This window comes from Microcoleus sp. Pol7_A1 (genome assembly GCF_036701085.1).
In the GTDB taxonomy this organism is placed as follows: domain Bacteria; phylum Cyanobacteriota; class Cyanobacteriia; order Cyanobacteriales; family Microcoleaceae; genus Microcoleus; species Microcoleus asticus.
On the sequence record NZ_JAUBQD010000008.1, the window covers coordinates 14,118 to 39,206 of the forward strand.

The 25,089-nt window shown below is 46.8% G+C and carries 18 protein-coding genes; 7 read left to right on the forward strand and 11 right to left on the reverse strand.

Going from position 1 to position 25,089, the window contains the following annotated elements; translation table 11 throughout:
- Window positions 1–108 precede the first annotated feature (108 nt).
- The 4 genes from QUA20_RS07170 to hppD all read left to right on the forward strand — a co-directional run bounded on the left by QUA20_RS07170 (window position 109) and on the right by hppD (window position 5,050).
- Window positions 109–1,380, forward strand: coding sequence for an APC family permease (locus QUA20_RS07170; protein ID WP_333187015.1), 1,272 nt, complete (start codon window positions 109–111; stop codon window positions 1,378–1,380).
- A gap of 42 nt (window positions 1,381–1,422) precedes the next feature.
- Window positions 1,423–2,832, forward strand: coding sequence for an NYN domain-containing protein (locus QUA20_RS07175; RefSeq protein WP_333187018.1), 1,410 nt, complete (start codon window positions 1,423–1,425; stop codon window positions 2,830–2,832).
- Between the two features lie 83 nt (window positions 2,833–2,915).
- A complete protein-coding gene (locus QUA20_RS07180; protein ID WP_333187019.1) occupies window positions 2,916–3,623 on the forward strand; it encodes an SDR family oxidoreductase in 708 nt (235 codons plus the stop codon).
- Between the two features lie 365 nt (window positions 3,624–3,988).
- Window positions 3,989–5,050, forward strand: a complete 1,062-nt coding sequence (gene hppD, locus QUA20_RS07185) for a 4-hydroxyphenylpyruvate dioxygenase (RefSeq protein ID WP_333187021.1) — start codon at window positions 3,989–3,991, stop codon at window positions 5,048–5,050.
- A gap of 20 nt (window positions 5,051–5,070) precedes the next feature.
- On the opposite strand, the gene QUA20_RS07190 is transcribed toward hppD, so the two are convergent.
- On the reverse strand, window positions 5,071–5,604 hold the full coding sequence (locus tag QUA20_RS07190) for a GNAT family N-acetyltransferase (protein WP_333187024.1): 534 nt from the start codon (window positions 5,602–5,604) through the stop codon (window positions 5,071–5,073).
- On the reverse strand, window positions 5,585–7,636 hold the full coding sequence (locus QUA20_RS07195) for a diguanylate cyclase domain-containing protein (protein ID WP_333187026.1): 2,052 nt from the start codon (window positions 7,634–7,636) through the stop codon (window positions 5,585–5,587). Before QUA20_RS07195 ends, QUA20_RS07190 begins: the two co-directional genes overlap by 20 nt.
- A gap of 578 nt (window positions 7,637–8,214) precedes the next feature.
- Here QUA20_RS07195 and QUA20_RS07200 point away from each other — a divergent pair.
- Window positions 8,215–8,901: an HAD family hydrolase gene (locus QUA20_RS07200; RefSeq protein WP_333187029.1), complete on the forward strand. Its 687-nt coding sequence runs from the start codon at window positions 8,215–8,217 to the stop codon at window positions 8,899–8,901.
- Between the two features lie 154 nt (window positions 8,902–9,055).
- On the opposite strand, the gene QUA20_RS07205 is transcribed toward QUA20_RS07200, so the two are convergent.
- Window positions 9,056–9,667, reverse strand: a complete 612-nt coding sequence (locus QUA20_RS07205; protein ID WP_172185851.1) for a CPP1-like family protein — start codon at window positions 9,665–9,667, stop codon at window positions 9,056–9,058.
- Between the two features lie 243 nt (window positions 9,668–9,910).
- The gene (gene pgeF, locus QUA20_RS07210) at window positions 9,911–10,789 is read right to left on the reverse strand and encodes a peptidoglycan editing factor PgeF (RefSeq protein ID WP_333187033.1); all 879 of its coding nucleotides are present in this window, start codon (window positions 10,787–10,789) and stop codon (window positions 9,911–9,913) included.
- A gap of 428 nt (window positions 10,790–11,217) precedes the next feature.
- On the opposite strand from pgeF, the gene QUA20_RS07215 reads away from it, so the two are divergent.
- Together QUA20_RS07215 and QUA20_RS07220 are read left to right on the forward strand one after the other, a co-directional pair.
- Complete coding sequence (locus QUA20_RS07215; protein ID WP_333187035.1) at window positions 11,218–13,005, forward strand: peptidoglycan DD-metalloendopeptidase family protein; 1,788 nt, start codon at window positions 11,218–11,220, stop codon at window positions 13,003–13,005.
- A gap of 204 nt (window positions 13,006–13,209) precedes the next feature.
- A complete protein-coding gene (locus QUA20_RS07220; RefSeq protein ID WP_333187038.1) occupies window positions 13,210–15,510 on the forward strand; it encodes a hypothetical protein in 2,301 nt (766 codons plus the stop codon).
- A gap of 567 nt (window positions 15,511–16,077) precedes the next feature.
- Here the strand turns inward: QUA20_RS07220 and QUA20_RS07225 are convergent.
- Genes QUA20_RS07225 through QUA20_RS07255 form a run of 7 tightly spaced genes read right to left on the reverse strand, consistent with a single transcriptional unit; the run spans window position 16,078 to window position 24,809 of the window.
- The gene (locus QUA20_RS07225; protein WP_333187039.1) at window positions 16,078–17,409 is read right to left on the reverse strand and encodes a glycosyltransferase family 4 protein; all 1,332 of its coding nucleotides are present in this window, start codon (window positions 17,407–17,409) and stop codon (window positions 16,078–16,080) included.
- Window positions 17,410–17,414: 5 nt separating this feature from the next.
- Window positions 17,415–18,185 (reverse strand): class I SAM-dependent methyltransferase, encoded by a 771-nt coding sequence (locus QUA20_RS07230; protein WP_333187041.1) that lies wholly within the window; start codon window positions 18,183–18,185, stop codon window positions 17,415–17,417.
- Window positions 18,186–18,207: 22 nt separating this feature from the next.
- Window positions 18,208–19,491: a glycosyltransferase gene (locus QUA20_RS07235; protein ID WP_333187043.1), complete on the reverse strand. Its 1,284-nt coding sequence runs from the start codon at window positions 19,489–19,491 to the stop codon at window positions 18,208–18,210.
- Between the two features lie 40 nt (window positions 19,492–19,531).
- Window positions 19,532–20,518 (reverse strand): glycosyltransferase, encoded by a 987-nt coding sequence (locus QUA20_RS07240; protein WP_333187045.1) that lies wholly within the window; start codon window positions 20,516–20,518, stop codon window positions 19,532–19,534.
- A 59-nt stretch (window positions 20,519–20,577) separates the two neighbouring features.
- Window positions 20,578–21,801 (reverse strand): glycosyltransferase, encoded by a 1,224-nt coding sequence (locus QUA20_RS07245; RefSeq protein WP_333187048.1) that lies wholly within the window; start codon window positions 21,799–21,801, stop codon window positions 20,578–20,580.
- Window positions 21,802–21,822: 21 nt separating this feature from the next.
- Window positions 21,823–23,619 (reverse strand): ABC transporter ATP-binding protein, encoded by a 1,797-nt coding sequence (locus QUA20_RS07250; protein ID WP_333187050.1) that lies wholly within the window; start codon window positions 23,617–23,619, stop codon window positions 21,823–21,825.
- The gene (locus QUA20_RS07255) at window positions 23,619–24,809 is read right to left on the reverse strand and encodes a glycosyltransferase family A protein (RefSeq protein ID WP_333187052.1); all 1,191 of its coding nucleotides are present in this window, start codon (window positions 24,807–24,809) and stop codon (window positions 23,619–23,621) included. The genes QUA20_RS07250 and QUA20_RS07255 overlap by 1 nt, the downstream gene beginning before the upstream one ends.
- Window positions 24,810–25,089 lie beyond the last annotated feature (280 nt).

Genomic DNA, 25,089 nt, shown 5'->3' on the forward strand with positions numbered 1-25,089 from the left:
CTTCAGCGCCGGCCGGCGCTGAAGCGCAACTACAAACCTGTTTCAACGTGACAAAAGCTTTAGTCCTGCTAATATCAGTATGGCACTGAACAGAAAACCGCTATATTTATGTCTTCACCACTTCTTAAGCGAGAGTTAGGTGTTTTCGGCGCAACTCTCATGGGCCTGGGATCAATCCTCGGTACCGGAGTATTTGTGAGTATCGGCATTGCTGCGGAAGTTGCTGGGCCGGGAGTGATTTTGGCTGTGGGTATTGCTGCTTTAGTTGCTGTTTGCAATGGCCTTAACAGCGCTCAATTAGCGGCAAATCATCCTGTTAGCGGCGGTACTTATGAATATGGCTACAAATATCTCAATCCTTGGCTGGGTTTCACTGCCGGCTGGATGTTTTTGTTGGCGAAAACGGCTTCTGCGGCTACTGCTGCTTTGGGTTTTGCGGGGTATTTTTTAAATGCAATTGGTGTAGCCGATCGCACTTACCTGATCGTAACAGCTTTAGTCGCCGTCGCCACCATCACTTTAATTGTATTGACGGGAATTAGGCGATCGAATATCGCCAATACTGCCATAATCTCAGTTACACTTTTATCCTTAGCGGTGTTTGTTGCTGTCGGTTTGCCAGAGGTAAGGTGGGAGATGGTCACCGTACAGAATGATAGCTCGATCGGCTCCATCTTCCAGGCTACCGCCCTGATGTTTGTCGCTTATAGCGGTTACGCCCGCATCACCACAATGAGCGAGGAAGTGCGGGAACCGAAGGAAACCATTCCCAAAGCCATAATTTTCACTTTGGTGCTGACAATGCTGCTTTACGTGGGGGTAGCAGTAGTTGTCGCGGGCGCGGGGGGAGCCGATAAATTGTCTTTACAAATAGGCGGTACGGCTGCACCTTTGGAAGTCATCGCCCGCAGTTTCCGAATTCCAGGAGTTTCTCAACTGCTAGCCGTCGGCGCAATTACCGCTATGTTGGGAGTCTTGCTGAACTTAATTTTAGGGCTGTCGCGCATCTGGCTGGCGATGGGGCGGCGCTTGGATATGCCGAGAGTCTTGGCGCGGCTGAATCCTTCGGGGACAACTCCCTACGTGGCTGTGGTGGTTGTCGAAGTTACGATCGCACTTTTAATCCTCGTCGGCGATGTCAAAACCACTTGGTCGTTCAGTGCTTTTAGCGTTTTGATATATTACGCTATCACCAACCTCGCCGCGCTGCAACTTTCCCCCGCCGAAAGGCTTTATCCGCAGTGGTTGGCTTGGGTGGGTTTGGGGAATTGTCTGTTTCTGGCTTTCTGGGTCCAGAGGGAAATTTGGCTGACAGGATTAGCATTAATTGCCGCCGGTTTAATTTGGCGGGCGATCGTCCGACTCCCAGCGAGAAAGTAGAATTGTGATAAATTGAAACAGCATCCCGCATTGTAGAGGGCCATGCCCGATCGAACTCCCGAGCTTGCGACTCAAGAATCTCCCGCATTCAGCGCCATCAGTCGCTATATCGCTCAAACACTAATTACCATTCAGGAACAGCATCCCGAATGGATAGCTGAAAAATACAGGAAAACCCCTTGGGCTAAACCTGATTTTCAGTCGGTTTTGATTGGAAAATTGACAAAAAGTTTCAGAGTAGCCAGCGATACAGATTCCCTGCTGCTGACTGCGAAAAAATACCTACAAATTCTGCTGGTTCCAGAATTCGTTAATTCACCTCAATTCAGCAAATTATCTGCCAAAATTCAGCAGCTAGCCCAATCTCAAACAGCACCAGCTAAATCACAAAACTCAGTTTTGTTAGAACATCCAACTCCAACAGCCAATCAACCAGCCTCCCCTCCTGTGGGCATTGCTATCTTGCTGTTAGATGTCGAAAACTTGCAACTCACCATCGAAACCGAAAAATTTCTAGAGGGAATTTGCCACTATCCCATCCAAATCAAAGTTGCCTTTGCCAACTGGCGCAGCATGGGCAAGAAAGATGCCGAATTTCACCAGCGCGGGTATCAACTAATTCACGTCCCCCCCGGCAAAGACAGCGCCGACTTAAAAATGGCTACAGTCGGCGCATCGATTTTTGTACATTATCCCACAGCCAAAGAGATTTTTGTCTGTTCGTCCGATCGCGCTCTCACTCACCTCAGCAATACACTGCAAGCCCACGGATTAATAGTATTTCAAGTCCGCAAACAAATAGATAAAATTATAGTTTTAAACAGCAAAACCGGACAAGTGGAAACCCATTCCCTCGTAACTACACCGGAAATTACACCCCTAGAACAATTAGTTATCCAGCTAAAAGAATTAATCAAAAAAGAGCAAAAACGCACCGCAACTCAGTGGATAAAACTTTCTACTGTTTCAGCTTTATTTAGGGAAAATTACGGCTTAGTCCTAAATCAAGTTGTTGCCCATCATTTGCTCGGTACTAAAACCCGGGATATCTTTCTTAAATATCCCACCGATTTTGTCCTCCACAAACCCTCAGAAACTTCTCAAACTTATGTGACTCTTTTTGAAGTAAGATTATCGCCCCCACCGCCAATACTTAGCCAAGAAATTCAGAATAATTACCAGGCAGCACCTGCAAGTTTGACAGATATTAATTCTCTGGAAGACTTGGAAAGAGCTCTTGTCAAAATCGTTGGCGACTTAACCGACAACTCTCCTGAAAATTATGTATTTCTCTCTAATGTAGGCAGCGAATTTCACAGACAATACGGCAAACAAATTACCCAAATAATTAAAGATTTTAATCTCGGTAGAAAGTTTACTAAATTTTTGCAATCCTGCGCTTCTCTCCAGCTAAAAAAAGCCGAAAAAGGCTGGCAAGTTTCCCTCAATTAATTAAAACTTAAAATATATAAGCATCCCCATTACTAGCAACTTGAGCTATCATACAAGCTGGAAGTAAAGAAATGTAAAGGGATATGCAGGACAAAGTTGTGGTTGTGGTGGGGGCGACTGGCGGCATCGGTTCAGCAGTGGCCCGCAAACTCGCTGATGCGGGTGCGAGGCTAGTGCTAGCCGCCAGAGACAGCAGCAAATTAGACGCTTTAGCTAGCGAAATTTCAGCAACAGAGGTACTGTGCGTACCCACAGATATCACCGATTTGCCGCAAGTCGAGACGCTGATGCAAAAAGCTGCGGGGCATTTCGGACAAATTGATGCCCTCGTAAACGCCGCCGGTGCCGGAATTCTCAAGCAGTGGAACAAGTTAGAACCCGCTGATTTAGATGCAATGCTTGACTTGAACTTAAAAGGCAGTTTTTACACGTCTCAAGCAGCGGCGAATGTGATGAAAGAGCGCAAATCCGGCCACATTTGCAATGTCATCGGGATTTTGGGCAAGCATTCAATGGCGATGGGAACGGCTTATTGCGCTTCAAAGTTTGGGGTAGTTGGTTTCAGCAAGTGCATGGCAGATGAGCTGCGACGCTACGGCATTAAGTTTACGCTATTCTATTTTGGCGGGGTGGATTCTCCGTTTTGGGATAATGTGAGTTTGAAGGTAGACAGGTCAAAAATGCTGAGTACCGAAACTGCTGCAAATGCGATTATGTTTGCTCTTTCGGCTCACCCGCAAGCTGTGCCGATGGAGATTAATATTCAGCCGGAAAGTCATTTGTTCTTTTAGCGATTGAGGAGTGATTTGAAGGCATTCGGGATTCGGCAGCCAAAGCTCAAAGGCAAAAAAATTATGACATCTTTAAGTTTGAGAACTTGCCCGTAACCTCTATATCTAGGGTGCTTATGGGTACACCTGACCGCTTGAGGCAGACCTCGCGACCGAATCCAAGTTATCGCAGACACCGGGTTTCTTTTAATTGCCGACCTATTTCTGCCTTCAGGGGGATTTAGGATATTCAATTTTTACGTTATTATTAAGCGCGCGCACTAAAAATACATGAAAAATATCCTTTTCTCAGTTCCTCCCTTGCAGTTTCCCACTGAAAATCAGCCGATTCTCGATTTTTCGCTTTCCATTTTCAATTATTGATTATGGAGTTCGATCGCATTCACTTTTACGTTGAAAATGCTAAAATATCCCGCGACTGGTTTGTCAGCCGCTTAGGCTTTCAATCAACAGCAGGTTATGCCAACAGCCACACTCAAACTGAAGTTGTCACCAGCGGCAATGTATGTTTTGTTTTATCTTCGCCCCTAACTTCCGCTAGTCCGGCTGCTAGTTGGTTGAAGTTTCATCCTCCCGGGATTGGCGATGTGGGTTTTCGGGTAAAAAATATCGAATTAGCGGTAGCTAGAGCGGCTGCCGAAGGCGCTAAAATCCTCGAACCGATTCAAGAAGACCTAAACGAAGGAGGCTATTTTAAGCGGGCAAAAATTGCTGGCTGGGGGGATTTAAGCCACACGCTCGTTGAGCGAATTGGTGGCCATTCACTGCTATCGGGTTTGGGTAAGCTGCCGCTGTTTACCTTGATTGACCACGTAGTGTTAAATGTTGAATCTGGCGATTTGTCAAGTGCTGTTAGTTGGTATCAAAAAATATTAGGTTTTCAACCGCAGCAAAATTTTGACATTCAGACTCAGAAATCGGCTTTGCGGAGCCAAGTTATGGTGCACGCTGAAGGTGGGGTGCAATTCCCGATTAATGAACCGGCATCAACTAATTCTCAAATTCAAGAGTTTTTGAGTGCAAATCGGGGGCCGGGAATTCAGCACATGGCTTTGCAAACTGATAATATTGTGGGGGTTGTTGCCGATTTGCGATCGCGCGGTTTGCCTTTTCTGCCTGTTCCTCCAACATACTACTCCGAATTGCAGCAGCGGCAAAACTATTTGCCCGCAGATTGGCAATCAATTGCAGCTTCTGAAGTTTTGGCAGATTGGCAAGAAGATACTCCCGCAGCGATGCTGCTGCAAATCTTTACCCAGCCAATTTTTGCAGAACCGACTTTCTTTTTCGAGGTGATTGAGCGCCGAGTTACTTTAGTTAACGGCAAACAGGTGCAAGCGGGAGGTTTTGGCGCAGGGAATTTTCGAGCTTTGTTTGAGGCAATTGAACGGGAACAAATGAAGAGGGGGAGTTTGATAAATGATTGATAAAATTTCCACTTTTTACGTCAGGCGGGCGTGTTAATCAGCACTGCGATATCCCTCCAACCGTAGGCAATTTCTTTTAGTGCAATTCCTGCTCTGCTTGTCTGTTGTTCCTCCACTTTTTCACCTCCTAAAAATTCATAAAACCTGCAAGCTGAATTGTCTGCCAGTACCCAAACCAGCATCGAATTCAAAGTGAATTCTGCCAATTTTGTTGCAACTGTTCTCACAAGTTGCTGTCCGATTCCTTGACGCTGATATTCCTCCAAAATATAGATGGCAAATAATTCTCCTTGATAAACATATTTGCCCGTTCGCTCGTAACCACCCGCAGCAAAACCCACAATTTTTCCCTCGTCATTCTCAGCTACACACACAAAATCTTCACTTTTTTCTGCCTTGACGAGGATTTCTTGCCAACGGCTTTCTCCTTTGTCATAGGATAACTGTGCGAGGTAATCTGCTGGTACAATTTCCCGGTAAGCTGTCCGCCAAGTATCTAGATTAACCCGTGCGATTGCAGGTGCGTCAGCGATTTTAGCTTCTCTCACAATCATCAGAAAATACTCCTTTCCCGCCCTGAAATTCTCTTTTCAAGTCTAGGCAAACTATACGATCGCGCCCTTCTAGTTTAGCTCGATAAAGCGCTCGATCGGCCTGTCCAATTAACCCCTCAATCGATAAACCAGCAGAAGGCACAGCACTAGCGATCCCGATACTGAGAGTTATAAACTTACTTACCTTGGAAGCAGCGTGAAAAATTGCCGCAGCTTTCAAATCGCTGCGAATTGATTCAGCTACCCGCATTGCTCCTTTCATATCAGTTCGCGACAAAATTACCGCAAATTCTTCGCCGCCGTAGCGGGCGGCTAAATCTCCCGGCCGCTGAGCGTTGCTAGCTAAAATCTGCGCCACTTGTTTTAAACATTCGTCGCCTCCTTGATGTCCGTAACGATCGTTGTAAAGTTTGAAAAAATCGATATCGCACAAAATCAAAGACAGCGACTCTTTTTCTCGCTCCATGCACTGCCATTCTAACTCCAATTTTTGGTCAAAACAGCGACGGTTGGGAATTTGAGTCAATCCGTCCATCGAAGCGAGGCGCTGCAATTCCATGTTAGCTGCTTCTAATTTTAATTTGGCTTGTTCTAAAGCTAAATTTTGCCGAGCTAATTCTTCACTTTGCCGTTTTTCTTGTTCGTACAAAAATCGGATTGAAGCTTCAGCTTTTTGCAATTCTTGCTCCGCAAATTTGCGCTTAACAAACTCGCCTAATTGAGAACCTAAACCACCTATTATCTGAAGTAACTCTTGATCCGGTGGCAGTTCTTCCCGACAAAAAAAAGTCATTACTCCTACAACTTGGCCCCTAGCGTGAATGGGAAAACCGAATCCCGATCGCAGTCCCGCTTCCTCGGCCAAGCGCGATCGCACGAAATAGCGATCGCCCGCAATATCAGTAATCCACTGCGGAGAACCGCTCCTGGAAACCGCTCCCGGCAAACCCTCACCCGCAGCCAAAGTAATCTGCGGGTCGTTTTCGGCAAACTTGCTAACTTCTTCCGCTGCCTGCCAAACTGCCACCCGCCGCCAACAAGGAGTTTCCTCGATCGGACTGCAAAGTGGCAGACACCAAAGCGACTGTTTTTCGGATTTTATTGTCGCACCCAATCTAGTTTCTTTCTCCCCCTCTGCGGGCGTCCACAGTTCGCCAAGATCCCACCCAAAACTTTGGCAAATACCTTGCAAAATTCTCGGAGTTGCGCTATCTAGAGAACTTGATTCTGACAGGATATGAGTAACAGCATACTGTGCTTCTTGACAATTTTTTATGCGCTCTTGCTTGGTAATGTCTTTGCCGATATAAACAAAATCTTGTAGAACCTCGCTATCTGGATACTTGCTTCCTATGCTTGTATTGAAAGTAGAGCATGAAAACGCGACAATCAGCTTTAAACCTATTTTCGTTTTGCAAGCTACTTTTACTTGAGGCCAATATTCGCTTTTAAGTGCAGGAGGTAGCTGGCTGATTTTGCGCAACAATTCTTCGTCCGTCGTAATCATGGATATGGATTTGCCGATAAATTCCGCTTCTGTATATCCAAATAATTGCTGTGCAGCTTGATTCACTTTTTTGATTTTTCCCGATGGTGCTGTTACTAACAAAACATCGCCTAGGGAATTAATAATTTTGTCAATATAATCGCCCGTCGCAGCTAAGTAATCGACTTTAATACTGTTTTCGTTGGCAGCCTGAACCATGCTTTGCTGAGCTACAATGCTATCTGTCACATCTTCGCATAAAATAATCAATCTATCAGCATTGGCTTGTTCCTTATAGCCAAAAATGTACAAATTTAAATACAAATAAGATCCATCTTTGAGAACTCGGGTAATTGATTTTAACTGAAAGTCTTGCTCTCGTTCTTCAATAATGCCTTCAAGGATTCCTTCAATTCCAATCAGTTCAGGAAAACAATCGCGCACGTCTTTTCCTTCGGCTACTTCCTCATGAATGTAGCCAAAATCTTGCACTTTCAAAGATATTTCTTTAATCTTAAGTTCCCGATCCACTGCGAGGTATTCCATCCTGCGTAAGGATAACAGCTTATAAAGAAGAATATTAATATTTCTCAGGCTGCTCTCTAGAGTTAATGTTGGAAGTATTTCGTTATTGTAGAGCATCACTATCCAAGGTTAGCAGGTAAAGTTAGTTGTTTTTTGGCTGCTATTTCTCATAGGAATTATTATACTGGCGGATGCCACTACCTGTTACCGCTGGCTAATTTATGGAAACAGTGCACTTTGGATTCTCCCAACAGTTTTTTGCTTATTTTTAAAATGGGCAAAATATTAATTTTACCAACTTTATTTTTGAGAAAGCGCAGTCAAAATCAGTCTCACTTGAGGTTGAGATTTATGAACAATACGTAGCGGTTTGCACTATTTGTGCAGCACATCTTAATTTTAAATTGCCCGATATGGGTTACAACCGCTAAAGTTGAGGAGCGGCACAGTTTAATTCAAATGTTTCCTTTAATTAACACCATTCCTATAGACCTCACCTCCCCTGAGTATTTGTGTCAATTTTTGTAAAGAAACTGTTACCTTTAAGTGATATTATAATATCGAACAATTTGTATAAAAACTTAAAAATATTCTGCTAAATGCTGAGACTTATTACCGACTTTGATGGCCCGATCATGGACGTGTCCGATCGCTACTACCGAGTTTACCAGCAGTGTCTCGCCGAGACCAAGCGTTCGGGCCAACCAGTGCGCGAACTCCTCAAAGCCGAGTTTTGGGACATGAAGCGCGCGCGGGTTCCGGAAACCGAAATTGGCATCCTCTCAGGATTAGACGCAGCCCAGGCCCGCGAATTTGCCCAGAAACGCCGTCAAACCGTCCACACCCTACCCTACATGATTTACGATCGACCAGTTCCCAGCGCTCTGGAAACCCTCGAAAAGGTGCAGCGCGCTGGAGTAGACTTAGCGGTGATGACCATGCGGCGCGTCAGGGAACTAGATGAAGCCTTCAACCGCTGTAATTTAGGGCAATTTTTCCCAGAAAACCGCCGCTATTGCCTCCCCAACGATTACGTCAAAACCGGGGATGTCAAAGATAAGCCCCTGCTGATGGCAAGAGCTCTCGCCGAACTGCCGCCGGCTTCTGACATTTGGATGGTTGGCGATACGGAGGCAGACATTATAGCAGCAAAAACGCACGGTGTTAAAGTAATTGGTGTTTTGTGCGGAATTCGCGATCGCACCCAACTAGAAATGCACCAACCGGATTTAATTGCTAACAATTTGAGTGAAGCATTTGAGATTATTTTAAGTCGCCAAAATTAGTCATTAGTCATTAGTCATTAGTTATGAGTTATTAATTGTTAGCTGATATTATTTGTCCGAGGTCTGGCATTTCACAGTTATTAGTTGTTGGCTGCTGACTGCTGACTAATGACTAATGACTGCTGACTAATAACTGCTGACTAATGACTCTTGACTATCGCAGAAAACCGCTGACCAGCCACAGAATTAAAAACGTAAACAAAGCGATAAATTTCTCTGTTGTTATAAATGCCGGACTGACAAAAGATCCCACAACGCCTCCCAGCAGCAAGCCTATAACCAAGCCAGCCACAGTCAGCAGCACGGCCCGACCAAATTTTTGTTCCTTGCGATTAACAAAATAAAGACAAGAGCCGACCCCAAGAGCCAGAGTCAACTGTAGTAAAGCATCATTAGCCGCCGGATAAATACTCAGTCCGCCTAACCCCACATACACCCCAGCCGGCCACAAAATGTCCGATCGACTAGGAGTATCGATTAGCCGCTGCAACCAAGCTGGGCTGCCACTGGGAGGAGAGGGAGTAAAGCTTGCGGGTGGGGGAGTCAGCCGCTCGGGAAAGCGGATGCGTTCGGGCACTTTAATTTTACCTTCCTGTCGCTGCCGCAGGCGATCCATGAGGATCGCGTCGTAGGCTGCTTCGATCGATTCCAAACGTTTCTTGTCACCACTGTACTGCTCAGCTAGGCGCGTGCGGGCCTCTTGCACTTCATCAAAGGAAGCATCTTCATCGACTTCAAGCAGTTGATAGGGAGTTGGCTCACTCATTGTAATAACCCGCTGAAGACTCTCGTTATAGAGCAATCTTAACAAGAGAGGAAAGCGGGGCGGGGGCTCTGCCGCTTTCCCAAAAGTTTTGCTGCTAGTTTTTAGTGCTTTAAAACAGGAACCAGCAAACCTTAGGAAGGTAGAAGATAGAAGGCATTTGGCATTGGGAAATACAAAATAATGAATCCAAAGATTTTTATTTTTATCTTTGCCGTCTAAAATTTTACCTTCTGCCAAATGCCCTCAGAAGGAACTTGTCCCGCCGGCGCTCACAATTCCCGACCACTGGACTTTTTTAAGTCGATCGCGGCGGTAGGAAAAAAAGCGAGCCGAGTCAGAATAAGTACAGAAAGGAGCGATCGCCACTTGAGAAAGCTCGATTCCCAACTGCTGCAATTGCAGAGCATTGCAGAGGCGAACATCCAAGCGTACTTTTCCCGGTTCTGGATCGGCTAAGACAGGCGTTTCCGGCAGTTGGTGCAAAAACTCTAGAATGCCGTCGGCTGTCGCACTAACGGCACTCTTAGGAGCAATGGTGGCTCCCAGTTCCGCTGCTACTTCCACAGATACCTGGTAAACCTCTCCAGCGATCGCCGGCCCCATAGCAATCTTCAGACTTTCTAGTTGACTGCCTTGTGCCACAAGTTGAGCGATCGCCTCTGGTAATATCTTAGCAGCAGTCCCGCGCCAACCCGCGTGAACTGCCGCAACCAGTCCCGTGCGTTCGTCAGCAATCAGCACCGGCACGCAGTCGGCCGAGCAAACCCACAGCGCCTCCAATTCTCCCTCAGCAACCAAGCCATCAGCCTCAGCATAGCTTGGGGCAGCGGTGGACGGGCCCGGAGCCACAACAGGGAGCAACTGACTGGTTTTGAGTACCGCATTGCCGTGTACCTGTTGGAGTCGGTAAACCTTAGCTCCAGGTTGCAGAACTTCCGTCAGATCGATCGGCCCCTGCGACGAGAAATCGCGCGTAAAAAAGCCGTGAGACCAGCGGGAAAGCAAGCTGCAAGTCAGATAGGGCAAGCCTTCAGAGTTCTGCCACTCCCAACTGATACCGTCTGGTTGTCCGGCGCACTCAGAGTCAGAAACATTTGTCAAGAGATCGCCAGCTACAGTCATGAAACCTATCCTTACCCAAGCGAATCATTTGCCTTGTATTCTAAACAATCAACAATTTTGCCGACTAAGTTTAAATAGACGATCGGCTTTAACCACAAAATCGCGATTCCTCAGCGGTTAACTCCGGCGGACGCCACCAAAATTTTGCATGACCCGAGAGCAAAATTTCGGTAACTAATTAACATATACGAACGCCAAAGCGCTATCATCAGTGTGACCGTCAGAGACGAGTTGTCAGTGCAATCAGGCTCGAAAAAACCAGGGTATCCATCGCGACTCTACCCAGCGGCATTCGACTTATTCGATGCGCCAAAAAAATTGCCTCAAGCCCGGTAAAATCATTTAGGGCTGTATAAAGACAAGGATTGCAATACATTCGATCCTGACTTCGATCTCCTTTTACCCCCTGTTGAGTTGGGAAAAAAATCGTGAAACCAGTTCCAGACAAGCAAATAACAGCCCATTTGAACACCAAACAGCAAAAAAAGAACCCTACAGGCGCCCGGACTCGATCGCGCCTTTTGTCCGAGCGCTCACTGCTGGTGGGACTGGGTTGCCTTGCCAGTCTGGGACTGCTCAGCAAAGGCATAGTGTGGGCCCAAGCCGAAACTCCGCCAGCAGAACAAGCCGTCCCAGGCGCAGCAGACCTCCAGCCATTATTTGAAGCTCCTGTCCCGCCCCCGGAACCCGAATACAGCCAAGGGTCGCCAGAACCATACCCTGAACCGCAGGCAGAAGTTCCGCCGTCCGAGCCTTTCGATGCCCAACCGCCGTCAGAGCCTGAGTACGCCAGCGAACCACCTCCGACCCAATATTATCTGCCGGAGCCCGCGCTGATTCCCCTGCCAGAAGCGACGGCCCAAGAGCCACCTTTTGAAGCGCCAGTTAACCCAGCCCACGCTGAAATCGACCAAACAGACTACAGCGTTGGCGCTACCAGCGAGTACCAAGAGTACGAAGCGCCAACAAGAATAGAGTTTGCAGAACGATCGAACGGCTGCGAAGGAGTTGGCGGTTTGTGTGCGCCTCCTCCTGTTTCCGAGCCGGTGACGGCAGATGCCGGAGAACCCAACTACAGCCCGGAAACTCCGATCGCAGACGACGGTTATATTGCAGCCCCTCCTCCTCGAAATCTGCCAGAAAGCATTCCAGACAATGTTCGGGAAACTGTGGCCGGAAATAGTAGCGGGAATCCTGTCAGTAAAATCGGTCAAGCCGTTCAACAAATAGGCAGCCAGGTTTGGGGGGGTTCAAACCCGCCGGAATCTGCTTACGCACCCCCCCGCTACTCAGCAGGCGCTGGCTACTCGGCAGACGCTGGATACTCAGCAGACGCTGGATACTCGGCAAACATCGGCTACTCCGCAGACGCTGGATACTCGGCAGACGCTGGATATTATGCCGGATCTGCATCTTACGGCGGCGGCCCTCCAGCGCCCAGCATGGGACTCGGGCCTGTTCAAGTCGGTGCGGTTAGTGTCAGCAGCGGCAGCAATACCGGTTTTGCTTACTACAATCTCACGCCTCGTCCCGCAGGCCTGCCCGGAAATGGCAACAAAAGCTTGCTGTTTCCGCTATCTATTGCTTCGGCAATTACTTCGCCGTTTGGGTGGCGGACTCATCCGGTTATGGGCTACGGCAGGTTTCACACTGGAACTGACTTGGGGGCCCCGCTGGGAACGCCGGTACTGGCCGCCTATGCGGGTCAAGTGGCGATCGCCGATTGGTTGGGCGGCTACGGTTTGACGGTGGTTCTCAACCACAACAAAAAGTCTCAGGAAACTCTCTACGGCCACCTTTCGGAACTGTTTGTGAAACCGGGAGAGTGGGTCAAACAGGGAGAGACGATCGGCCGCGTCGGCAGTACAGGAATGTCTACAGGGCCTCACCTGCACTTCGAGGTTCGGCAAATGACTGACCAGGGTTGGGTGGCGATCGACCCGGGTTCTCAGCTAGAATTCGCTCTGGCAAAAATGATGGGCACTTTGGAAACCGCCAAAGTACCGCAAATGCCGAAAATGGTGGAAATACAAACCGCTAACTCACTCAAGGATTTGGAAAACGATCTGCCGCAGCTTCCACCTCTGCCGCTGGGAATGGACATCGAAGTTCACAACCTCCAGCCGCCATTCCCGGAACTGTTAAAAGCTGACACTTCTAAGCCCAAAGATGCCGAAGCAGTCAAACCCAAAACTCAGAAGCAAGCTAGCAGGTAAAAATGGCGGCTTGGCTGGATTAATTTTTTTAGGGGCGGGCTATTCGCCCGCCCCCAAAAAAATTGATATTTTGTAGAACGGGCACTCCTAACCTGTTGTTGAGCAGGGTGCAAGATTTGTTGATATCAGATCTGATGGATTTCTCGTTACCAGAAAAAGCCTGGTAACGAGGAAAAACCGATAAAAATTGGTAACTTGCAGCTTATGCTAATTGCGCAGCATTTGTGGGAATTAATTTTATTTCTGATTATTGTAGTCGGGCCGGTTCCCTTAAGCTTGTCTCTTGCCTTCGAGAATCAGAAGGAAAACAGTAACTATTCATTTCCCCATTTTCTTCTCGTACTCCTGACGGGATGGAGTATTGCACAAGTTTGTATCGGCTTGATTTTAGGAAGTGCCGAGCGACTAAATATTTCTGCGGTCATTATAGTAGAAATTCTGATTTGTGCGATCGGCTTAATCCCGATTTATGCCAAAAACCACAGAAATTTTACCTTCTCGCAGCGGCTGATTCCTAAACTCAAGCAACCTCTGGGTTCATCCGAATACCTAATTATTGTTGCCGCCGCTGTTGCAGGATTTGTGCTGTGGGACACTCTAGCAACCAAACCCACAACCAATTATGACTCATTGTGGTTTCACCTGCCTGCGATCGCCCGATGGTATCAAACCCATTCATTTACATTATTAGATGCCGCCGGAAATTGGATTTTTGAACAAGAGCAAGCTAAAGTATACCCGTACAATTGGCACGTTTTATCTGTTTTATGCTTAATCCCATTCAAAGAAGATTTTCTCACAGCTTTTCCCCTGCTAATTGCATGGGTACTTGAGGGAATTGCCGTCTATCTATTGAGCGTAAAATTTGGAGCCACCCGAATTCACGGTATGGCAGCATCATCTTTAGTATTGACAGTACCGATGGTGCTCAACCAAGTTAACACCATTCACCCAGACTTACCCCTAGCTGCAATATTTACAGTGGGTTTGTATCTGGGTTTCTCCTATCATAGCAGCCGATCGCAATCCGAACTATCCCTATTTTTTGCAGCCGCAGGAATGCTAGCCGGCATAAAAATCACGGGAATAGTTTATGCTGCCTCACTTTTAGGAGGATTAGCAATATTAGAACTTAAAAGATTCGCGGTTAAGAAAAAAGCCACACCAGCTCATTTGAGAATTCGCCACTCTCTCAAACCAGTCTTGCTGTGCGGTATAGCTTGTTGCTTGTTTTTAGGAGGTTTTTGGTATGCGAGAAACTTGCTGCACGTCAATTATCCTGTCGGCGAGGCTGGCGATATTAAAGTTCCCTTACAGCCTTATTCCTTACCATCTCCCGTACCGCAGACAACACCGCCGGTACAGCAGCTACCACCTACCCTACCTGCGCCGCCCGCTTCGCCACTTCTAAAGATTTGGCAAAGCACTTTAGCAGCTCAATTTAATCCCAGCAATATTTCCCACTGGCAAACTCTCGGCTTGCAAATCCTCATTAGATTGCAACTGCCATTTCTGGCGATCGCCTTTCAGGTATTGGCAGCACCTCTGGCTTTGATCAAAGGTAAAACCAGAATAATCAATCAAAATAATGTTATTTTAATAATACTGCTTGCCAGCACAGGAATTCTGTATTTAATTACACCTTATACGTCCGGTACTGCGGGAGATTCAATTGGTAAAATAAGTCCTCTACTCGGTTTTAACCTCAGATACGGATTTCCATTTTTAAGCGTACTCGGCATCGCCGCAGCAGCTACAGCAACTCTCTTGAAAACTCCAAATAAAGTTGTTCTGGCAGTTGTTTTGATTAGTAGTTTTTGCGGAATTACTAGCAACACAATTTTTGATTATATTAAAAATGAGTCTTTTACCGGAGATAGTATTGTTTGGGGGAGTTTGTTAATTGACAATTTTAAGTCTAATCCAGTAGAAGCTCTCAATATTATCTGGAAAATTTTAGCCCCAAGTTGGCAATATATATTAAAATATCCCATATTTTACCTTGTGTCAATGACGCTGGCTTTGATATTGTTGAAAATAAATCCGGGCTTAGGATGGCTGGAGCGTCTACTTCCTACCCGTAAAAAATCGATTTACATAGTAATAATTGGTGTGTGTATAGGATTGATAGTAATTGGTAATTGGAGGGAAAAGCGAGATTTTGCACGTACAGAACTGTATCGCGGTATTTACGAATATATAGACAAAAATACAGTACCCGATGAAAGAATAGGATTCTTTTTAAGTTCGCGCAGCTACCTTTTTTACGGGAAAAACTTAGACAGACAAGTTTTATATGTGCCTTTTAGAGCCGATCGACTTTCTGCATGGAGCGAAAAACTCCGAAAAAATAAAATTAGGACTGTGGGATTCGGGCCCCTGACTGAGAAAGACGCAGCTACCAAAAAAGCTCTATCTTGGCTGACAAGTGCCGAGGGCCCGCTGCAACGAGTTTTCGGAAAAGATTTTAATACTGAGTCGGTGTTATATCGCTTAAAGAATTAAAATATATCAGTTATAATTAGGACTTACGAACGGGTGTTCAGAAACCGCGTTTTTCAACCCAAATACTTGCTTAGAACCCTCTATTTCGGTTAAAAAACCCGGTTTCTTTGTTCGGAGTGCGTCAGCCCTAATTATCAACAAAGCTAAAACTATATTTTAAATTATTCTTCCGACTTACAATCGCCCCGATAAGTTAGCTGGGTGTCTCCAGTCTTTTGTGTAACTGGAATATCCGCGCGATAAATTTCAAGTCAGTGGCAGTGGGTAAATTATCTGGAACAATATTTTGAATGTGTGCAATAGTTGATGAAGTTAGCTTGTAATAAACTTCGCTTTTGTCAACCCTGTTGACGGGTAGGAAACCAGATTTTGTCTAGTTCCTAGATATTCTTTCACCATCCGAGAATAAGTTGCTTAATAGAAAGAATGAATCGATTAAAAAAATCCGTAAAGTTAACTTTCTTATGTTTCCGATAATTGGCACAAAAAGTGAGAATAAAGCCAGAAAAATCAGGCATAGATACAATTTTATGGCTGGGATTTTTCAAACATTCCCAGTGCTGCGAGTCAGATCTGCGGAATGTGCGCTAAAGAGCGATCGCCCAAAAACTGTCGCAGTTGCACACCGATCGCCTCCAGAGAAAAATGAGTTTCCACCCGAATGCGAGCGCGCTTGCCCAACTCCCGCCCCCACGCCCGATCGTCTAAAACCCGACCGATCCCCCCTGCCAAAGCGGTTGCATCCTCACGGGACACAACGATCCCGCCGTCAGCTTCGCCCCCCTCGAAAATATCAGGCACTCCAGGCGCGTCAGCAGCCACAACGGGCAACCCGCAAGCCATCGCCTCCAGCGGTGCAACTGGAAACCCCTCATGCCGAGAAGGCAAAGTATAAACGTCAGCCGCCGAGAGGTACTGCCGCATCAAAGCGCGATCGCGCACATATTCATTCACCCAAATAATGCCCGAAAGCTGCATCTGAGCGATTCGCCGGCTCAATTCCTCCGCGTCGCTACCAGTCCCCACCAGCAACAGCCGCAAATCTCGGCCTGGGCGATCGCGGCAGATCCGTTCCCAAGCTTCCAGCAAAATATCTAACCCCTTGCGGCGAATCTCAATCCGCCCGTGACAGGCGACAATTTCAGCGTCACTGGGAAAACCCAGCAGTTGCCGAGCTTCGGCGCGATCCATTGGTTGCCACAGTTCCAAATCCAGCGGGTTAAAAATGCGGGCAATCTTGGCAGGAGGCACGCCATAGCGACTTTGCACGCGCTGTACCTCGGTTTGCGAAGCAATAATTAAACCGGCGCTCGCTTTGAGGGCGATCGGGCGCGACAAGCCTTCCCAAGGACTAACCTGAAAATCGCCCCCCTGAAATGTCGCAAAAACAGGCAGCCCCATCCGCCACCCCAACCAAGTGCAAGCGTCGAAGCGCGGGTACTCATATTCTTGGCAGAGAATCGCTTGGCAGTTTTCGCGTCGCAGTTCTCCCGCCAGCAACCCCAGCGGTGTAGCCAGGTAAGGAGTAACGCTTTTCACCCCTGCCAACATCAGACGGCGGATGCCTCGAACCTCCCCAAACATATCCTGAACTGTCCATCCTTGAGGGTTAACCATCTGACGGCGGACAGCTTGGTAGAGTTGAGGTGCCGGCAGGGTGCAGATTGTTGCTCCTGTCTCTTTGTGGGTGTAGTACACGGGTTCAGTTACGCTACCAGAGATGCAGAATAAAACTGTCCGCACCCCTGCCCGTCGCAGCGCCTCAATGTAGCCAAACATCCAGCCCCCCGTCATTTCGTTGCAAAAAGCTTCAAAGGAAACCCCGATGGTATCTAAAAAATCTTCGATTAAATCGCCCCAGTGCAGGAGGGCGATCGTTGGTTCTGGTTGGACATTCATAAATTTTATGGCTTCTGCCAAGCTGATGCTGTTTCCGTTCCCAGGGAATCAGGTTTGTGCCGCCAATAGCTCGTCCACGTTACAGGACTCAGGGCCGTACAGAATAATAGGCGCATGAGGCGGGGCAAGCGAGAGAAGGCAAAATCATGGCAGACTACTGTCAGGGGATTGATAAAAGTAGCAGAACTCTGGTAAGGGAAACCGATTAAATCCGTCAGTCGATCGATCGTATAGCCGCGCCGAACGTGGCCCCATTCTGCCATCACCTCTGCTTCAGGCGGGCAGATCGGTTTCATCACGCCGTAATAAGGAAACTGCCAATTCTCATTGGGGCTGCTCACTAATAAAAATCCCTTTGGTTTAAGCACGCGCAGCGCTTCTGATACCGCTTTTTGGTGGTCGGGAATGTGTTCGAGAACGTCGAACATCGTCACTGCATCAAAGGACTCATTTTCAAACGGTAAATTGGTCGCGTCGCCACAGATGAAGCGTACTTTTTCCTGCTGGTTGCAAGGAACATTTGCATATTTAGGATCGAGGTCAATGTTAGTAATTTGCGCTTGCGGATAAAGTAAAGACGTTAAGCCTCCTTGACCTCCTCCTACTTCTAAAATTTCTTTAAATGGCAGGTCTGGGGAAATGCGGTGAATTGCCCGCATCTTTTCTCTGTAAAAAAATCCCAGGGTCAAGGGCTGACCGAAAGGGTTGCGGGCTAAGAAATTGCCCAGCTTCTCTTTATGCGTTTCTGATTTCTTGGTTTCAACAACTGTTGCCATAATCTTCCTCTAATTGGAAAAACTATTGATCCTTATTTACACGATTTTTGAGGTAAAATCTGACTCCTGCAAAGCAACCTAATACCTCTGCCAATAGCGTTCTATTAATCCCTTTAAATCCGGTCAAAAGACCGATTAAAAATCGTTTTACATAGTAGAGAGGTAAAATGATGAATAAGCGAAGCAAGTTCCCCCAGTGCTTGTAACGCTCAAACTGAATCAAAAGGGCGACGATGTGGCCCCGCATATATTGGTACATCTGATGTTTCAAGCTATCGAGATCGTCCCGGTGATAGTGATAAACAACAGGGGTGGGATCGTAGTAGCAAATCCACCCTTCCGCCAGCACTCTGTACCATAGCTCTGAATCTTCACTGCACCCAGATGCCCCTGCACCTAAGCGTTCGTCAAAGTCTCCTAGTAACTCAAAAGCTTCACGCCGAAAAGCCATATTTGCTCCTGCGCCAATGCGCCAAACGGGAACGCCTAAGTGTTTAGTATCCTTAAAAAATTCAGGGTCAAAAGTCAGAGATCGGTATCCCCAACCAAAGCCACTCTCACCTTTTTGGAAAATTAATTGGGCTTCTGTTTCGAGTTCTGCTGGCAGGATCAGGCCGGTTACAGCGATGACTTTGGGTTCGCTGAAACTTTGTGCAATCCTGGCCACCCAGTCAGGGTGAACGATCACATCATCATCGGTAAAGGCAATAATGTCGCCTGTACAGTGGGGGATGCCAGTATTGCGGGCGACGCTTAAACCAGGGCGAGGTTCTAATACATATTTGACTCCAGGCATCTCGGCCACCAGTTGGCGGGTAGCATCTGAACTGGGAGCATTATCAATTACGATGAGCTCATGAGCAGGTTGGGATAAATTTTGCAGCGATCGCAAACACCGCGCCAATTGTTCTGGCCGATTTCGAGTGCAGATTATGACAGAAACAGATGCGCTGCTAGTCTGGGAAAAGCGATCCCGCAGCTTGGCAAGGGGTTGCTCTAAGGCTGTCAGGGCATGAAACTCAGGGGGCTGGTGCCACGCCTGATTTTTTTTGTAAACTTCTGGCAAAGGCGCTTTAAAACCTTGCTCTAGGAGGTGGCTGCCGACTGCAGGAGCGATCGCCAGCGCCGCTAGATTCGCTAGTTGTGAAGCCGAGATTGGCAACTGATCCTCTAAAATCTCCCGTTCCCCAAGGGGGATATTATGCCACCAAAACACTACATACACTCCGGCGTAGTTGGAAATCAAGGGCAATTCAGGAATCTTTTCGCTCAATTCGACATTGAGAACTTTCCAAGGCTTGCTCACAGAAATTACCTCAAGAAATATCGATCTATTTATGAGCTGGCTAAACGGCTAATTTTGCACGCCCCAATAGCAAGCTGCGTTCTTCTGGGCTCATGCCAACCACGCGCCTAATTCCGGCCCACTTACCGCGTACAAAACTCCTGTTTATCTCTACTTCCGCCGGATTCATCCGCCCCAAAGCCGCTCTTAAAGATTGAATCAGGACATTTTGGGAAGCTTTCACCGCATCGATAATAAATTTCAACAGCCAATCTCGATAAGAACCAGACCAGAGAAGAGAATCGCCCAAAACTTGAGAGGTTCCTAGACCATAGTTAATGTCGATCAAGTATTTTTGAGAAGTACGCCTAGCCGGAATAAAGTGCCTTAACTTACAGTCGGGAGTGTACCACAGGTCGTATCCTGCTCCGTAAATCCGCAAAGCGATTTCCACATCTCCCCCTGATATGAGCTTGGTTCCGATGCGATCCTGAAGTAACGGTTTATCGATCCAGCCAGTATGAGCGAGGGCTGCTCTATTCAGAACTAATCCTGCTCCCACTAAACAAGACTTTTTTTGAGGACTTGGGCCGTGTTCTTGTTGAGCAAAGGAGTACCCATAATTCAATACATATTTAGGCGGTAGAGTTTCCCAATCTAAAATCACTCTACCGCCAAAAGCGCCGCAGTCGGGATGAGCCGCTGCAAATTTAGCAGCTTGCTCCACCCAATTTTCTGCCAGGAAGCAATCGTCATCTACGAAAGCAATCCAATCAGCCCTTGTATTTTGAACGCCACAGTGGCGGGCATAGGTTAATCCTTGCTGTGTTTCTGATACTGTGGAAAGCTGGGGTATTTTTCCCACCAACACACGATAGTTTTCGACAACTTCCTGCGTGTTATCCGTGCAATTATTGTCAACTACTAAAACCCTCCAATCTAGCTCTGCTGGCACTTTTTGTTGGGAAAGAGCTGAGAGAGCTTTGTCTAAAAGGGCAGCATTATTATAAGTACAAATGACGATATCAATGGGCGGAAGCTTACTCATATTTAACTGTTGTTTCCTGCGCTCAAAGTGAAACAGATTTCTGAAGAGAATCTACTATTTTAGGCAAATTTCTGCCGCATTTTTTCAATGCGTTTTAAAGAGCGGGGGTATTCCCCAAACAGCCCCACTACACCACCCCACAACTCGGCTAGAATCATGGTGGGAGGTAATACATGGCATCCTCTGACACTTTTTTGCAACTGATTTAACTGATCGGCAAACCACCAGCCGACGAGCCAGCGCAATTTCGAGCGTTGGCTCGGATCGGTCTGATAAGATTTTACGACAAAAGCCATAAAACCTAAACCCCACGTCCAATACTGGTGGCGCAATTTTTCATATTCCCGGCGGTGTTGGTGAAACACCAGATAGCGAGGCTCATAGACGAGGAGATAGCCAGCGCGAACAACTCGATAAAAAATATCTAAATCGCCACCGCCGGGGAGGGGCGCACCTGTATCGAGTGCATCATCAAATCCCCCTAATTTCAGTAAAACATCTCGACGAAATGCCATATTGCAACCAGCTCCAAATATGCCAGCTCCACAGGGGTATAAAGGATTATACGGCAAGATTTGACCGTAGCGGATTTTCTCAAAGCCGCGTCGAAAGCCTCCCCTGCTTTCAAATAAAATTTGGGCTTCAGTCACTAACTCATAAGGCAGAACTAACCCTGTAAAACCTCCAGCATCAGGATTTTCTGCCCAAGCTTCCATCAAGCCGTTCAGCCATTGGCGATCGGGCGTGACATCATCGTCAAGAAAGGCTAATAGTTCGCCAGTTGCTTCCTGCAAGGCGCGATTGCGAGCGAAGTCTAAACCGGGTTTTGGTTCCCTGGCATAGCGAACTCCTGGTAGAGAGTCTACCAATTCCTTCGTTCTTTCATCAGAAGGTGCATTATCAATTACTAACACTTCAAAGCCAAGCTTTTCACCCGCAATAGGTGTTTGCAACTTGAGTAAATATTGCAGGCACCGCGCCAGGTTTTCCGGTCGATCTTTCGTACAAATTGCTACTGTCAGCGACGGAAAGCGATCGCCATTTTGGGCAGGAGTTAGCTCTTCTCTAATCGCTTCCTGAAGTAACTTAATGCCGACCTCCCGTTCAATCATTTTAGCTAAATCTTCAGGAGAAAGAAGGCTCTTGGGAGGAAGAGGCTGCATGATAAAACCAACAGCTTTATCTTTGCGCCGCACAACTAAAGCAATTCCTGTATCCTCCTCAGAAATTTTCAGATTTGGGAGGGGCTGTGTCACTTCAATGTCAAGGATGGGATAAGGCATAAGTAATTCACCAACTTACTCTTAGTTTTGTACGTTGCGGTGTTGCAAGTGATAAAGCTTGGCGAAGAGGCCGTCGAGTTTCAGCAAATACTGGAGGTTGCCTTGTTCGATCGCCCTGCCATTTTCCATCACAATAATTTGATCCGCATTTTCAATCGTCGATAAGCGGTGAGCGATGACAATAACGGTGCGGTTCTGGCTGAGCGTGTTGAGCGCTTCCTGAATCAAGTTTTCGGCAATACTATCCAGAGCATTCGTTGCTTCATCCAGAATTAGAATATCTGGGTTGCGGACAATGGCGCGAGCGAGGGCAATCCGCTGTCTTTGTCCGCCAGAAAGGCGAACGCCGCGATCGCCCACTTTCGTGTCATACCCTTCCGGCAGTTGGCTGATAAAATCGTGAGCATTGGCAAGTTTTGCCGCCTCAAAAATTTCTGCCTCGGTTGCTTCTAAACGCCCATAAGCGATATTATCCCTCACCGTCCCGCTAAAGATGTGGACATCTTGGCTGACAATCGCAATTCTTTTCCGCCAGTCCATTAAATTCAGTTCTTTTAAGGAGCAGTCGTCAACATAAATTGCGCCTGATGTTGGCTCGTAAAAGCGGCAGAGGAGGCTGATGAGCGTAGATTTTCCCGCACCCGACGGCCCCACTAAAGCAGTAGTTTGGCCGCGTTTGAACTCGACGGAGACATCCTCTATTGCCGGCCGATCTTCAGGATTGTAAGTTAAGGAAACTGACTCAAAATAGATCGCCTGCTTCAACTTGTCAAAGGGAACGGTACCAGAGCGGATGTAAGGTTTATCAGAAGTGTCTAAAAAAGACATCACCAGTTCTGCTGAACTGGCGGTAGAGACTAAACCTAGCCTCGCCACATCTAGCTGTTGCACCTGCGGTTGCAAGCGGTAGAGGATGAATAAAAAAGTCAGCAGCGTTGGCATAGCTGACTGGTTTTGCAGGAGGGCGATCGCCAAAATTGCTAACAGGAGGAGTGCGGAAAAAACTTCATAGAGCGGATTGATGAGCCCTCCCAGCATATCGAGTTGCAAAAAGGTGTTTCGCACCTGCAGGGAAGCGCGATCGAAGCGTTCTTGCTCGTAAGGTTCCCGTCCAAAAGAGCGGATGGTTCTCATACCCCCTAATCCCTCCCACATTCGGACAGCGAGCTGAGAATTGGCGTCTACGGCTTGCTGTGCCAGATGTTTGACTCGGCGCGTCACAAACTGGATGAACTGTGAGATGAGGAAGAGCGCTATACTGATAATTAAGGTGAGTCGCCAAGAGATGAGCAGTAACAGCGTCGCCAGGACAGTAATCGTACAAGCACACGTAATCAAGTTAACAAACAAACTCAAAGCTTTGCTAGTCTGCCAACTCTCTGTTGCCAAAATATTCATAATCTTTCCCGATTCGCTGCGCTCTAAGAAAGAGTAGCTAACGCTTAAAGTTTGGTTGAAAATTTTGCAGCGCAATCGGTTGCTAATTCGCGAGTTTAACCAAGCAAAAAGCAGAGAATTACTATAGACAATCAGGTTTTTGATCAGGATGCTGACTAAAATACAAAATGGGATGATTAAGACGCGGTAGCCAGCAGGAACACCAGCGAATATCTTGTTCAGAGAATCAATGAAAGAATTGCCAGTTACAGCCTGAGCTTGTTCTTGCTGTAAAGTTTGCAAAAAGGGAATGAATAAGCTAATGCCAAAGCCGTCGGAAAGGGAAGCAAGCATACCCAAGGAAATCATTGCCGGGATTGCCCAAGGGTAAAGCTTGAGGAGGGGTAGCAGAGTTCTAATAGCCTTAATCTCTTTTTTCATTAAGACAACTCTGCCTTTGTGGGGGGAGTGGCGCTAATGTTCGCTTGAGGGAGCGTGTCAATATTTGCTTGATTTCGCTTGACAAGGAAGGAAATAGAGCGGTGAAAAATGTTCCCTATCGTTACCATTAATTCGATCTTTTTGCGCCGGATCTCTACCAACACCTCCCGACCGATCGGTTGGTTCTCAGAGGATGGGGTATCTTCTACTCTCACAGGTGCATCTAGAGCATCCTGATGTTTCCCAGACTGGGATAATAGGTTTAAAAGGCTCTTTCCCAATACTATGTAAAAGCCAGAACGGAATAAGGGTGAGATGCACTCAGTTTTTAAAGCTTGGAATAACCAAAATAGCGCGGTGCGATCGCGGCCGTTGCGGCTGCTTTGGTTCGCTAAGTACAGCAAAAAATTACTCGTAGATAATCGGTGCAGGAAATCGGGAATTTCGGGATGCCGTTGCTTGGCAGCTTGCAGCATCAAAGATTGAGAATTCGCCATTGTCGTATAGTTGGTAGACATAGTGTTATACATCCTGCGATAGCCAATTGAAAATTCCGGCACGGCTCGAAATTGATAAAGCTCTGCTATCCGCAGGTACAAGTCCCAGTCTTCACAGCCTTGAGCATTCCTTTCCTTCAATGTCTTGTCATAAACCCCCACCTTTTCCAAACAACTGCGACGGATCATAGAAGCACTCGCGTTTCCTATAAAGTTGTGGCAAATTAGGGTCGCGTACACGTCACCTTCAATTCTAAAAGACCGGAATCCTCCTGTTAGCAATCCTTTTTCATCCAGATCCACTGTCCACGAATAGACCACCCCGACTTCTTCCCCTCCCTCCAACATACATTGAACTTGTTTTTCTATGTTTTCAGGATACCAAATATCATCGGCATCAATGGGGGCGATAAATTCTCCTTTCGACTTCTCAATTCCTAAGTTTCGAGCAACAGCGACTCCAGAATTTTGCTGTTTCAGAAGCTGAACGCGAGAATCTTTTTTGCCAATTTTTTCTACAATTTCAGGGGTTCGATCCTGGGAACCGTCATCGACGACTAAAACTTCAATTGCTGGATAAGTTTGAGCGAGAACAGATTTCAAAGTTTCTTCAATAAATGGCTCAGCGTTGTATGCAGGAATAATGACTGATACGAGAGGCAAAGAGAGGGATTTTTGAGAAGCTGGCTGCATTGGTTTTTAACAAAATTTTTCAAAATTTTTGTTGCTTTCTAGATTGGCAGCTCTCCCTTATACTCCTCGCAGTCAGGACTTACACAGTTGGTGGAAGAGACAGCCAATATCCGCTGAGAATAATTTTACCCCATTCTCTGTTCAATGTCAATGGTATATAGCACGTTTAAATGAGTTTTTACCATCAAAATAATGGTAATAGACTAAAACAAAAAGTCAGATTTTTATGGTTTAAAATATGTCAATTTATTAAATATATGAGAGTAAGAAAACTAGGTTA